The sequence below is a fragment of the Psychrobacter sp. DM4 genome (assembly GCF_051307035.1).
Classification (GTDB): Bacteria; Pseudomonadota; Gammaproteobacteria; order Pseudomonadales; family Moraxellaceae; genus Psychrobacter.
In genome coordinates this window covers 582,736-596,337 of sequence record NZ_CP195536.1, presented here as the reverse complement: position 1 = coordinate 596,337, position 13,602 = coordinate 582,736, and the positions used below count along the sequence as shown (strand labels likewise).

Annotated in this window: 16 protein-coding genes; 3 read left to right on the top strand and 13 right to left on the bottom strand. The window is 41.8% G+C overall.

Annotation, left to right across the window (positions count from 1 at the left end):
- The 12 genes from ACR64G_RS02600 to ACR64G_RS02545 form a co-directional block, all read right to left on the bottom strand.
- Positions 1-1,299 (bottom strand): hypothetical protein, encoded by a 1,299-nt coding sequence (locus ACR64G_RS02600; RefSeq protein ID WP_435979999.1) that lies wholly within the window; start codon positions 1,297-1,299, stop codon positions 1-3.
- 147 nt (positions 1,300-1,446) lie between these two features.
- The gene (gene tatC, locus ACR64G_RS02595) at positions 1,447-2,163 is read right to left on the bottom strand and encodes a twin-arginine translocase subunit TatC (protein WP_435980618.1); all 717 of its coding nucleotides are present in this window, start codon (positions 2,161-2,163) and stop codon (positions 1,447-1,449) included.
- A 116-nt stretch (positions 2,164-2,279) separates the two neighbouring features.
- On the bottom strand, positions 2,280-2,666 hold the full coding sequence (tatB, locus tag ACR64G_RS02590) for a Sec-independent protein translocase protein TatB (RefSeq protein ID WP_435979998.1): 387 nt from the start codon (positions 2,664-2,666) through the stop codon (positions 2,280-2,282).
- A 54-nt stretch (positions 2,667-2,720) separates the two neighbouring features.
- Positions 2,721-3,005: a Sec-independent protein translocase subunit TatA gene (gene tatA, locus ACR64G_RS02585; RefSeq protein ID WP_435979997.1), complete on the bottom strand. Its 285-nt coding sequence runs from the start codon at positions 3,003-3,005 to the stop codon at positions 2,721-2,723.
- A gap of 70 nt (positions 3,006-3,075) precedes the next feature.
- Entirely contained in the window at positions 3,076-3,825 is a 750-nt protein-coding gene (locus ACR64G_RS02580; RefSeq protein WP_435979996.1) for a MauE/DoxX family redox-associated membrane protein, read from the bottom strand.
- A gap of 46 nt (positions 3,826-3,871) precedes the next feature.
- Entirely contained in the window at positions 3,872-4,357 is a 486-nt protein-coding gene (locus ACR64G_RS02575; protein ID WP_435979995.1) for a DUF305 domain-containing protein, read from the bottom strand.
- Between the two features lie 41 nt (positions 4,358-4,398).
- Positions 4,399-5,559: a copper resistance protein B gene (locus ACR64G_RS02570; protein WP_435979994.1), complete on the bottom strand. Its 1,161-nt coding sequence runs from the start codon at positions 5,557-5,559 to the stop codon at positions 4,399-4,401.
- A gap of 25 nt (positions 5,560-5,584) precedes the next feature.
- Entirely contained in the window at positions 5,585-7,285 is a 1,701-nt protein-coding gene (locus ACR64G_RS02565; protein ID WP_435979993.1) for a copper resistance system multicopper oxidase, read from the bottom strand.
- Positions 7,286-7,352: 67 nt separating this feature from the next.
- Entirely contained in the window at positions 7,353-7,982 is a 630-nt protein-coding gene (locus ACR64G_RS02560) for a DUF411 domain-containing protein (RefSeq protein ID WP_435979992.1), read from the bottom strand.
- A gap of 129 nt (positions 7,983-8,111) precedes the next feature.
- Positions 8,112-8,708: a c-type cytochrome gene (locus ACR64G_RS02555; RefSeq protein WP_435979991.1), complete on the bottom strand. Its 597-nt coding sequence runs from the start codon at positions 8,706-8,708 to the stop codon at positions 8,112-8,114.
- A gap of 112 nt (positions 8,709-8,820) precedes the next feature.
- Entirely contained in the window at positions 8,821-9,096 is a 276-nt protein-coding gene (locus ACR64G_RS02550; protein ID WP_435979990.1) for a hypothetical protein, read from the bottom strand.
- A 163-nt stretch (positions 9,097-9,259) separates the two neighbouring features.
- Positions 9,260-9,673 (bottom strand): hypothetical protein, encoded by a 414-nt coding sequence (locus ACR64G_RS02545; protein ID WP_435979989.1) that lies wholly within the window; start codon positions 9,671-9,673, stop codon positions 9,260-9,262.
- 218 nt (positions 9,674-9,891) lie between these two features.
- Between ACR64G_RS02545 and ACR64G_RS02540 the strand changes: the two genes are divergently transcribed.
- Positions 9,892-10,626, top strand: coding sequence for a heavy metal response regulator transcription factor (locus tag ACR64G_RS02540; protein ID WP_435979988.1), 735 nt, complete (start codon positions 9,892-9,894; stop codon positions 10,624-10,626).
- Complete coding sequence (locus ACR64G_RS02535) at positions 10,616-12,178, top strand: ATP-binding protein (protein WP_435979987.1); 1,563 nt, start codon at positions 10,616-10,618, stop codon at positions 12,176-12,178. The genes ACR64G_RS02540 and ACR64G_RS02535 overlap by 11 nt, the downstream gene beginning before the upstream one ends.
- A gap of 209 nt (positions 12,179-12,387) precedes the next feature.
- Here ACR64G_RS02535 and ACR64G_RS02530 read toward each other — a convergent pair whose 3' ends face one another.
- A complete protein-coding gene (locus ACR64G_RS02530) occupies positions 12,388-12,768 on the bottom strand; it encodes a hypothetical protein (protein ID WP_435979986.1) in 381 nt (126 codons plus the stop codon).
- Between the two features lie 35 nt (positions 12,769-12,803).
- On the opposite strand from ACR64G_RS02530, the gene ACR64G_RS02525 reads away from it, so the two are divergent.
- Positions 12,804-13,580 (top strand): SIR2 family NAD-dependent protein deacylase, encoded by a 777-nt coding sequence (locus ACR64G_RS02525; protein ID WP_435979985.1) that lies wholly within the window; start codon positions 12,804-12,806, stop codon positions 13,578-13,580.
- Positions 13,581-13,602: the final 22 nt, after the last annotated feature.

Sequence of the window (13,602 nt, the reverse complement as noted above, 5' to 3'; positions counted from 1 at the left end):
TTACACTTGAAAAACAGGTGCAAATCCGCCCCCTGGTGTGCGAAAGTTAGTCGCTTGACCCTGGTAGATACGTCCAGCAGTAAGTAGCAGCTGTCCTGCATAAGTGTAAAGACGTATATCTACCTTTCTACTTGTCACAACATCATCGATTTTTATTGAGCGCTCTGTTGCAGGGATAAAAGTCTGAGCAATATAGTCTTCTTTTAATATAGTTTCAAATACTCGGCGAGTAACCTTACTACCGCGATAGACGCCTTTGCTTCCATATCCAGAAACGGGCTTGAAGAACCATTGTCGCCGTGTACGCCATAATTCTGCTGCATCGTTTTGCGTCGCCATTCGCGTTATTGGTACTGACCTTTTTAGATGTTCTGCTACAGCGTTATCTAGTCCCCACGACTGCAAAGTTTGCGGATCGGACAACAAAGTAAGATTGCGCTTATTAGCAAATATAGCATGGATATGGGGATTAGGCGTTACCACTACCGCACCCTCTAGATAAGCTTTCTTAAGCACAGCATGACTAGAGTTTTCAAATGCAAAGTCGACCAGCCGATTATAGATCATATCAATGGGCTTGCCATGCGCTGTCAGCTCACCATCAACATAATTCAGTTCAGACGGATCAAGTATAACGGTATCAATGCCCTTAGCTTGAAGTAGTCGGCAAGCCAGCTGAAACTCTAGATACATGAACTGGCTTTTGGGATCGTTATCCACAATAGCGATGCGATTAGGCATGGTAGTAGTAGTAGTTGATTGTCGCTGCCACTCTTGTATGAACATATTAGTGACGGCTTCTTCAAATCCATCCAGCATTTTAGTAGTAGCGATACTTTGCTGGGATGGGTGGCAGCAGTGTTTTTGCGCGCGGGCAAGTGCTACGTTTAAGAATGCGCCGCCCGCATTGGTATTAATCTCGATAAGTTTGGGGCCATCGTTACCTAAATGAAAGTCATAACCCATAAAAGCCCCTATCGGACCAGGATTAAAAGCCGCGATTTTGGGTGCCCATGACAGTACTTGCTGTTGGTAAGACGGCAGTCTAACAGCGGACTCAATAGCTTCAACGATACGCATCATTGTCTCTATTTCTGTTTTAGGAACGAACACGGGCGTTGCTGAAAATAGCTTATTGAGCTCATTAACTCCTAGTGGATTATCTCTTGTGTCTACTAACTGCTCTTGCAAGCTAGTATTAAGTGCTTTGCGATCTAAAGTACGGCAATAGCACTCTTGATTGAGTTGATTGGCAAGATTGTCATGTGCTTTATCTTGGTTATTGATTAGGGGTTCCATTTAAATCTCATTACTAAGTTTAGTAGTTATACTGATAAGGTTTAGAAGACAATTGAAGTAGAAAAAATATTTAGAATATTAAAGATAAGGATATTTTTATAGTTGCTTCATGAGATAGTTATTTGGCAAGATAGCTACTTTATGAGCTTAGACAGTTTTATGCTCATCAAAGATTAATATTTTTGCCAAAAACAAGCCTAATTCGAACAGTAGCCACATCGGAATAGCTAGCAATAGCATCGAGATACCATCGGGCGGTGTCACTACTGCTGCGATTGCAAAGCAACCCACTATGATAAAGCGGCGCTTGTCCTCTAAGCTCTGTGTGGAGACGATTCCAATCATTATCAGTAGTAAAGTAACGACTGGAATCTCAAAGGTGAGTCCAAACACCATAAACAATTTAAGAGCGAAGCTTAAATAACTGTCAATATCAGTCATCGGTATGACGTTTTGCGGCGCGAACAGAATAAAGAATTTGAGGACGCTTTTTAGTACGACAAAGTAAGCAAAAGCGACACCCGTATAAAATAGAAATATAGAAGATAGTAAAACTGGAACAGTGACTTTCTTCTCTTTCTTATAGAGACCAGGTGCAACAAATGACCAAATTTGATACAAGATATAGGGCATTGCTGCAAATGCCGCTACAAAAATTGTTAAGCGAATGGGTGCCATAAAATTCGAGGTGATGTCGGTGGCAATCATAGTCGAATTAGCAGGCAGCTGCGCAACTAAAGGGTCTGATAAGAAATCATATAGCTCACGCGAAAACCCAACTAAGGCTAAAAAAATAATTAAAACGGCCACGCATATTTTGATAAGGTGTGCGCGTAATTCTATTAGATGCGCAGTGATAGGCATACCGCTAAGTGCACTTGGTGTAGTAGTAGATTTGCTACTATCGTCAGTGTCTATTGTTGACTCAGGCTCAGTTTCATCTCGCTTTTGTTGTCGGCTTTTTTGCCATTTAAACAGACTCACTTATCTACCTTCTGTATAGCCGAAGAATAGGAAGTATCTGGCTGACGATCATGCCGATGAGGAGCGGTTGACTGATTCGAAGTATCTAAGCTTTGGTTTTGCGTGTTTTCAAACTCATCCATACTACCGCGCATCTCGGCTAGCTCACGCCTCATATCTGTTTCAGTCTGACGAATTTTTGCTAGCTCGTTTTGCATTTGCTTCCGAGTCTCTGCCAAATCAAGCTCAGACTCTATGTCAGACTGAAGGGTAGATATCATGCGACGTACTTTGGCGTACCATTGTCCTGCTGTGCGCGCAGCTTGTGGTAGTTTTTCTGGGCCCAAGACAATTAAAGCGATAACCCCAAATATGAGTAACTCGGAAAAGCCAATATCAAACATAACTGCCAAATATCATAATGAATAAGCTATTTAGTAACACAAGTGACAACCGCTTTATACTTTATTCTGATCATTAGTATCGAGACGATTACCTTCTACATTTTCAAATTTTGTACTAGCTTGATGATCTAAATTATCGTTTATAGTTACCGTATTATCATCATGACCAAGTACTCGATTTTTGGCGATGTGCTCATTGTTTTCATCTTTGACTGCTTCTTTAAAACCTTTGACAGCACCGCCTAAATCTTTACCCGCATTTTTGAGCTTGGCCGTACCGAATACCACAACCACGACTACTAACAAAATTAGCCAATGTGTAATAGAAAAACTACCCATAGTGTTATTCTCATCCTCTATAATTCTGCTTATTTCAATAACGTTGTATTTGATATAAAACGAATCGGAACTACAACATACCCGAAAACCTAATCAGCATATAAATCCCCATACCGACCATCATAATATTTTCAGTCAAGGACACAAAGCCAAGCGGTACGTTTGAGTTGCCACCAACACACGCGCACTTTAACTCACGCTTATCTATATAGACGGCTTTGAATACTGATAAACCATTGATGCCGCCGATAAATATCGCAACGATAGCCGCTACCAAACTTAGCCATGCAACGCCCGCTAGCATCGCAATACCGACAAAAGCTTCTGCAAAAGGGTAAACATAGGCATAGCGAACTACTTTACGCGCTAACAAGTCATAGCCCAAAAACATATTGGTAAAGCTCTCTAAATCTTGTAACTTTTGGATAGCTAGGACTATCATAGACAAGGCGATAAACCAAATCACGGTTTGCACTGATAATAATGTGCCACTAAAGCCCCAAGTGAGCGAAATACTGGCAAGTGCTGTCGTTGCAAAGATAGCAATCACAGGGGTATAGCTTACCTCATCAGTTTGTGCGACCTCTTTGCCAAAAAATGCTTGAAGATCGTCATAGCCACCGACGCGCTCATTATCAATAAAAATCTGCGGGGTTGTTTTGACGTTGAACTTGTCTTTAAGCGCTTGAGTCTCGGCATCATTCGTTAATGGCTTATCCTCAATCTGATAGCCATTACGCTCCAAAAGATCGAGTGCTTTTAGACCAAATGGGCAAACGTGATTAGGCTTGACCATGCGGTAGACTACTGCTGTTTTCATAATTGATACTCCTATCTAATCCACTTACTTTTATTCTTTTTATCTTCTATTCAAGTTCGCTAATCAGTTGCTTCATCTCAGCAATTTCACGTCTTTGAGCTTTGATGATTTCATCAGCCAGCTCTTGAACGCGAGGATCTTCAATGTCAGCACGCTCACTAGTCAAAATAGCAATTGAGTGATGCGGTATCATCGCTTGCATCCAGTCGACTTGATCAACAGTTTGCTGCGAACGCACACCCCATAGACCAAAGGCAAACAACACGATACTAATGCCATAAACCATCAAATTAACTTTAGTTTTTTTATACATATTACCCATGAATGCGAGCATAATTATCGCCATCACTGCGCCCATATATAGCGCCATGTAAGCGCGAGTCTCACTAAAATAAATATGATCCCATTGGTAAGTATTAAAATACATCATGACGTACATGACGATTGTCGATGTTACGATCATCAGAGTGAACTTTATATAAGGGTTCATTCCTTTTTGATGATTCATATTCCCTTGATTAGTAGCATTCATAATATGACCTCTTTAAATTTAACAGTTGTACAATTAACGGTTTAAAACCAGAATTTGATACCCGCAGTCAGACTACTGCCATCAACTGATTCGTTATCTTGACGACGCAAATCACGTGCATCACCTAAAGCAGATTCATAGCTTATGCCGACATAAGGTGCCAATTGACGATTCAAAGTTTCATAAGTGAGTCTCACTTCGGCCTCCATCTCATTAAAACCTTTGGCGATATGGTTATCGGTATCGTCTTTACTAAACGCCGTCAAACCTACTTCTGGTATAACGACCCAACGTTGGGTTAAACGCCATTCATATTCTGCACCAAGATCAAGCTGTACTTGACCATCAGTATAGACGTAGGCTATAGCATCTGTTTCAATAAAGTAGGGAGCCGTACCGACAATACCTGCCATGAGCGCAGGCTTATCATTTTCAGTATTATAAGCAACACCCGCCTCACCATTCCAATAAATACCGAGTGGCTTCCAGTAAGCGAGTGAGCTCAAACTACCAATTTCTTTATCGTCCTTAGTTTGAGCGCTTCCCTCTGTACGCAATCTGAAACGGTTACTATCATCGCCGTACCAACCCTCAATCTCAAAGTTGATCTGGTCGTCATCGAACTGATAGCCTAAATCATCTACTGAAACGCCCCATAATGGCATACTACCCATCATCATAGGTTTACCGAAGCGCCCGTAAGGAACACCGTTGGAATAGTCAGAACTTCGAGCATCGGCTGGCGCATCGCCACCTTGCATACCCGACATGTCCATATCCATACTGCTATGATCCATACCTGCCATGTCCATACCGCTGTGGTCCATGCCTGACATATTCATTTTACTATGGTCCATGCCCGCCATATCGCCAGACATATCCATACTACTATGATCCATACCTGCCATGTCCATACCGCTGTGGTCCATATCCGACATATCCATCTCCGACATATCCATGCCACTGTGATCCATATCCGACATGTCCATTCCTGACATATCCATGCTGCTGTGATCCATGCCCGACATGTCCATTCCTGACATATCCATACTGCTATGATCCATATCTGACATGTCCATTCCAGACATATCCATATTTTGCATTTTCATGTTCGACATCTCAGCAGCATTTGCTAAAGGTGATAGCAGAAGCAATAGAGAAGATATGCCAATAAACGATAGGCTTACTTTATACATTTTCATAATAAGACTCATATTTAAAGGTTTATTAAACAACGGCGACTTCTCTGAACATACCGGCTTCCATATGATACAGCAGATGGCAATGCCACGCCCATCGACCAGCTTCTCCTGTAGTATCAAAGCTTATTTTCTGTGCAGGTTGTACCACAATCGTATGTTTGCGGACTTGAAAATCTCCATCAGGCGCACGCAGATCACTCCACATACCATGTAAATGCATAGGATGATTCATCATCGTGTCATTGACTAAGGTAATGCGTACGCGCTCACCCGGCTTGATATTTACAGGCGTGGCATCCTTAAACATAACACCGTCCATGGCCCAGATATAACGCTCCATAGCACCAGTTAAATGTATTTCAATCTCTCTAGTAGGCTTGCGTTGCTCAGCTAGCACTTGTTCATCTACAGAGCGCAGTTGACTATAGGTCAGTACCTTTCTATCAATTTTACGCAGATTGATACCCGGATCATCAATATTGATACGCGCACTGTCGACGCGCATATCTGTCTTAAAGTCGTACTCTGTTTCAGCGTGACGGGCTTCATAACCATTTGATCCCATCGCGCCCATCATATCGGCCATGGTAAGCCATTCGATCTTATCCATAGCAGGTATCGCAGCGCGAGCACCTTTTTTGGTTGCAAGGGTGGTGGCAACAAAACCTGAACGATCGATATTTTGCGCAAATATAGTGTGTGCGTCCCCAGTTGGCGTGACGATAACATCATAAGTCTCAGCCACGCCAATACGGAAGTCATCAACATTGACAGGTGCGACGTCATTACCATCTGTCGAGACGATTGTCATTTTGAGACCTGGTATACGTACATCAAAAATAGTCTGCGCAGAAGCATTGATAAAACGTAATTTTACCTTTTGACCCGCTTTGACCAGTTGCGTCCAATTAGCGGCTGTTGTTTTACCATTCATCAGATAAGTAAAGGTGTTTTCGCCCGACAAATCCGTAAAGTCAGTCGGCATCATGCGCATCTGATTCCACATTTTACGCTTGTCAAAAGCCGCCTCTAAGTCGGTTTCAGCGATATCAGACAGCAGTTTTTTGAAGTCTGGCAAATGATAGTTATCAAAGTCAGAACGCTGCTTTAGTAATTTTAATAAATTATGCGGATCACGATGCGTCCAATCACTGAGCAAAATCACGTGATCTTCCTCAACAGGATAACGCTCCGCTCCTTTGGGCTCAATGACGATTGCGCCGCGCATACCCGTCTGCTCTTGAAACCCTGAGTGCGAGTGATACCAATAAGTACCCGATTGAGGTAGATTAAATTTATAAGTAAAAGTGCTGTTTGCTGGGATACCCGCGAAGCTAATACCAGGTACGCCATCCATCTCAAATGGCACTAGCAGACCATGCCAATGAATAGAGGTCGACTCATTCAATTGATTATGCACACGAATAGTTACCGTATCGCCCTCTTGCATCTTAAGCGTAGGCCCTGGTAGCGAATCATTAATCAAGGTTGCCATACTTGATCTGCCATCGACCGTAATCATCTTTTCGCTGACATAAAGGTCAAACTCGTTACCAGTCAAAATAGGTACAATATGATCAGATTTATCACTATTAACAACAACGTTTTGATTTTTGCTCAATGCACTATTTGCTATTGTCGGTAGCGTCGAAAGCATTGACGCGCCGAGTAGTGTGGATGACCCTGTCAGAAAACGCCTGCGGTTAAACATACTGTTATGATTCATAATATTGACCTAAGTTAATCCATGAAATGAGAGTTGAGCTTGTACATTTGATAACTTTTTAGTAAAACTATAACTGCTGCGCTGGTGATTCAATAGCAGCGTAAACCTGAGTACTACCGTCTTGATTCAATTGCATGACTTTATACGGCATAAATTTATCTTGATATTCCATACCAGGACTACCGACAGGCATACTCGGTACGGCAAGGCCAATGGCATCACTTGGCGTGTCGGCTAAAAACTGTGCCATGTGTTTGGCAGGTACATGACCTTCAAAGACATAACCGTCAGTAGTGACCGTCGTATGACAAGAGCGCATTTGCTGCGGTACGCTATAACGGTCTTTAAAAAGAGATACATCTGCAACATCTTGGGCAGTTGCGCTTAAACCACTATCTTCTGCATGGCTAACCCACTCTTTACAGCAGCCACAATTAGCATCTTTATAAACGGTTGCCGATACGTTTTGTAGAATCGTTGGCTGAGTACCTAAATTAGTGCTGATAGGTGACGTTTGCGCTTGTAATTGCTCCGATTGAGCACTTTGGGTAGCAAGCATTGGCTCAGGTTGAGTGGAATTTGAAACACTTGTATCAGGCTGACTACAAGCCGTTAATGTCAATGTCGCTACTAGTAGAAGAGCAGAAGCTGATACCTTTTTATATCCATTGGCCACTGTATTTGTATAGCGTCTCATTAATCACTCCTAAGCGTCTGATTATCTATTAAACCTTCTAAAAATTTATACTCTACAACTGAACTTCATACGAGCAAGATTTAAATCGCAAAAGGCAGCACTACTTGGCACTGCTTTTTTGCGACAGAATTAATGCTGCATATCTTCGTCCATCATATCCATGTCCATGTCCATCATTTGCATGTCCATATCCATGATATCGCTATCAAATCTGGTCGTTAGCATCGTATATTGGTCTGCGCTTAGATCCGGTAACGATCTGATAAATGCCACCATAGCCCACATTCTATCGTCGTCATGAGTAGCGCCCCATGCGGGCATACCAGATGCCATGATGCCATGTTTAATTGCCCAAAAATTCTGCTGTGCACCCGCTTTAGTATCATAACGAGCAACGACTTCAGCTTTGGTAAAATTAGGTGGTTTGGGGTATAGACCTTCGCTTAGATCTGATTTTGCTGCATCAGGTGCTAGATGACAGCCTGCACACATATCTTTGTAATCTGCGCCACCAGAGCTGATCATATCGACTTGTGTCAGATCCGGAACTACAATGTCCTGACTAGCGTTAGCTATAGAGCGATTGCGTGCCGTCTCCAAAAAGTTATAGACCAGTGGACTATGCGCCTGATCCGCCCCTACATTTACAACACCGCTGCTGACAACGGCAAAGATGCCAACGACGGCTACAAAAACAGCGAATAGCGCGCCTAATAAGAATTTCATATGTCTGTCCCAGAATCTGTGACCGTCTAAATTACACTACTACGTAATCAAAAAAGGCCAGGTGAAGCTATATTAATAGTCGAACCTGACCCATTGTCTTACAAGATTAAAATTACTTAGAGGCGTTATCACTAGTGACGCAATGCTTTTGGTACATCTGTTTCATCTTGCTCATGTTAGCCATCATAGCTTTCATAGCAGGATCATTCATATCCATTTTACTGTGATCCATTTTTTGCATCATACCCATATGCTTTTCCATCTTTTCGCAGTTCATCTGGTCTTTTTTGGCGTGCATCTCTGGAGAATGCGCTAGTGCTGAGGTTGACATTACTAGGGCAACAGCAGTGGCTGCGATTGATTTAGAGAGTAATTTAAAGTGCGACATAGTAAATCCTTAATTGATTTGAGCGAATATTAGTAAAGCTTTTATAGCGTTAATTTAATAAATTATCTGTTCAGCTTAAAGTATACTTTATGAAGTCTGACAGAGAGATGACAGCAAGATGACAATATTGTCATCTTGCTGGTTTTAGATTTTAATGAGGTACTTAATCCTTTATTATGGTTTTAGGGCTTTGGTTGCGCTCACTACCATACTGATTTGTAAAATACTTTTCAGACTGCAAATGTTGCTCTTGATGCTCAGCAGAATCCTTCGGTGTGATTCGAGACTGTTGATCACGCTCACTACCGTATTCATTCACAAAGTACTTATCAGACTGTACATGTTGATCTTGGTGCTGAATCTGGCAAGCAATGCGAGCATCGACATAGCTTTTCATCTGTTTATTAGACACCTGTGCATCGTTGTGCTCTGCGTTTTTTGCAAACTGAGTCATAGAGTCACAATCATTCAAGACAGTTGCAGTCAAAGGGGTGGTATGCGCATTTGCAACTGACATACCCATAAGCATTGAAGCCGATAACAACACTGCTTTTTTAAATGAACCGTAATTTTTCATAATAATTCCTTAATAATTTTTAGAATAATTGTCTGTTGGACTAATTCATAGGAGCTACTCGTATCAAGAATGAGCTGCTATGACCTATGAACATAGAGTAGCAAACGAATACTGACCATTTGATGACGAGTACATGACATCTTTGTCAGACACCAGTCCGTTTTGTCATTAATGTTGATTCAAGCGTTAAAAAGTTACAACTATTTTAAAGGATTACTATGAAAGTACTACTAGTAGAGGATGAGCGAAAGCTTGGTGAGTATATAAAAAAGGGTTTAACGGAAGCAGGCTTCATCGTTGATCATCACCTGACAGGTCTAGATGGTTATCATGCCATGATGACTGATGAATTTAGTGTGATACTTATGGATGTGATGCTACCTGATGTTAGTGGCTTTGAGCTGGTGCGTAATTACCGCGCTGCGGGCAAGCATACGCCGGTGTTATTTTTGACAGCTAAAGATGATTTAAGCGATAAAATTAAGGGAATTGAGATTGGTGGGGATGATTACCTCACTAAGCCTTTTGCCTTTGCTGAACTTGTTGTGCGAATTAAGAGCTTGCTGCGTCGTGCCAATCAAGCCGACTATAGAAGCACGCTCATGCAAGTAGCGGATCTCAAAATGGACATTGCCAAGCGCACTGTGCATAGAGGAGATATGCCCATCAAACTGACAGCAAAAGAGTTTTCCTTATTGCAGTTCATGCTTGAACGCCGCGGTGAAGTATTACCAAGGTCAATTATAGCTTCACAAGTGTGGGATATGAACTTTGAAAATGATACTAATGTGATTGATGTCGCAATAAGACGTCTACGTATAAAAATAGACGATAGTTATAGTACGAAGCTCATTCATACGGTTCGCGGTATGGGCTACCGATTAGATGCTGTCAGTAATACTAATGATGATAATCAATCTTACGAAGCTGAAGATCGCTATCATGATAAATAGAATGGACAATCGACGCTTACCGTTGTTATGGCGTACTGTGATTTTATTAACGACATTTGTTATTTTGTCACAGTTAATCCTCTATATCTGGGTGCAGCATTCTGTTAAAGGCCATTTTGAGCAAATGGACGCTGAAATTATTACCCACGCAGCCTTTAACCTACGTAAGCGCGTAACAGAGGCGGACAACCGAGTAACCTCTCAGAGCCTACCCAAACCTCAAAGCCTACTAAATGCCCAACAACAGCTAAACTCAAAAGCTTCTTCAAATCTGCCTCCTACGACAGTCATAGAAAGCGATGATCATCTGCATTCATCAGCGCTCGATTACGATCTCAAAACTGTCATTGCTGATAAAGAGGGACGATTGCTCTCTAGTACCCCTGAAAACTTTGCTAATGAATTAAGTCCCGAATTCAACCTATTAGTATTGCAGCAAAATCATGATGACAGACAGTTTGTAGTAGATATTAAAGACAGACGTTATCGCGCTATAGTCATCGAAAACGATAATATGCTGGCCCTTATTGCCTTGCCTATTGATGTCCATCACCAGTACTTGATCCAGTTTAATCATCAACTGAGTATAATGCTCATTGCGATTACCTTGTTGCTAGTTTCTATAGCGGCACTGAGTGTCTACTGGGGGTTTGCGCCTTTATCTACCATAATACAAAAGATGAAAGGTATAAACCCTGAACAATTGGACGAAAGAGTCGTTGTCAGTAATATGCCGCAAGAATTACGACCATTAGCTGAGTCTTATAACTTGATGATGGAAAAGCTTGAAAGTAATTTTGAATCGCTATCTCGCTATTCAGATAATATCGCGCACGAATTACGGACGCCACTGGCAACCCTTAGTACTCAGACGCAAGTGATGTTGAATAAGCCCAGAGACAATAGTGAATATATCGAACAGCTACATCATCAACATGACACGCTTGAGCAGTTATCTAGCTTAATCAATAACATGCTATTGCTAGCTAAAACACAAAAAGGCCTGACTGATTCTCAATTGCATCGTGTTGATACTGAAAAACTAATCGTTAAGCTGATAGATTACTATGAGATGATAGCAGAGGATCGTAATATATCTTTTGAAAAGGTAGGAGACTTTCATGCCGTGTTGGGTGATGAGAGTTTATTGCAAAGGCTATTTGCTAATCTAATATCAAATGCAAGCTACTACGCAGCAAGTAATAGTGTCATTACTATTGAGGCATCAACGGTTGAAACATCTACACATCCTTATCGTGTTATAAATGATTTGCAAAGTATAAAACCATCCGCTTCAAAATATTCATTTTTACCACAGTCATATTTGAAAGTAGTACTCACGAATCGTTTAGAGCAACCTTTAGTTCAGGTAGAGGCCGATAAGCTGTTTGAACGCTTTTATCGACATTCTAAAACTAAAAATGCTCATTCAGGGACGGGTTTAGGATTATCAATTGTTCAGGCTATTGCACGAGCTCATAAAGGGCAAGTCAGTATTACTGTTAAAGACGAGTATTACCTTCAAGTCAATATCGAGCTTTTACTGGCTTGATAAAGTAAATCAAACGAAGACAATCTGAAATCGTTATTATCAAAGACTCAATATCGAAGTGTTTGCATATGGAAATCTTGATCTCTCAAAATTTATCATACCTTCGTGTTACGCCTCCTATATAACTTATTATCATTTAATGTCTTACAATCACTCAAACAAGTCATTGCATACCTACTGATGCCTCTCATCTAGTATTTTGTTTTAGACTACTCTGCATCCTGCAAATTAGCAGTCAGCTGATCACGGCTAGGAGGACGATGATAATTAATCACTGGAACCTCCCCTAAACGGCGCTGACCGGCTACGATTTTTTTATCGATGGTGATCATCGCAATCTTTTTATCTTGCTTACTGACTAGCAAATGATTGGCTTTTCGCTTGACGGCATAATCAGGGAAATACTGCTTTAATAACAAAGTGGTTTTTTGCAGGTTGTCGTTGACCGCTGTCTTTTGGTTTTTCGCCTGTCCGCGAGCTGACTTTTGACTAAGTCCCTCTCCTTTTTTTGCTCCACGCGACTTGGCAAGCAGCCAGAGTCCGACCCCTACGCTTAGCAGTATGACAAGCCACCACATTCCGTCTATCATAAGATCAGATATCCATTATTAATAAAGGTTAGGTTATGGTAGCAGAGTTATCCGCAGCATTAATAGTTGAGATTGATCGTACGGCAGCATTGATTGCATCCCAGACTAATATTTGCATCTTGACGGGTGCGGGTATATCAGCAGAGAGCGGTATTCCCACCTTTCGGGATAAGCAAACCGGACTGTGGGAGAATTACCGCGCCGAAGACTTGGCGACACCGGAAGCGTTCGTTCGTGATCCAAAGCTAGTATGGTCTTGGTATCAATGGCGTCGGCAGTTGGTGCATGACAAAGCGCCTAACCCTGCGCATTTAGCATTAGCAGAGTGGCAGCAGAATACTAACCAGCGATTGACCCTTATTACCCAAAATGTCGATGACTTACATGAGCAAGCAGGCAGTCAAGTGACTCATTTGCATGGGCATCTGTGGCGTAATCGCTGTCATCAATGCACTGCATCCTATCAGGAACCTGACGCAGACAAGCAAAGCCAACTATTCGATGATAAGCTACTCACCTGTTTGCATTGCAAAGGTTACATTCGACCTGATATCGTTTGGTTTGGAGAAGCACTACCTGTAGAAGCATGGCAAATAGCAGAAAAGGCGGCAGCGGGCTGTGAGGTATTTATCAGCATTGGCACCTCAAGTTTGGTCTATCCTGCCGCAGGCTTAGCACAATTGGCCAAGCAAAATGGAGCCAAAATAATAGAGATCAACACAGACCCTACGCCAAACACAGTAGTCGATATTACGCTGACAGCAAAAGCGGGAGAAGTATTACCTTTACTAGTAGAGCTACTTCTTAAATAAAAAAGCGACTCACTTAGAGTCG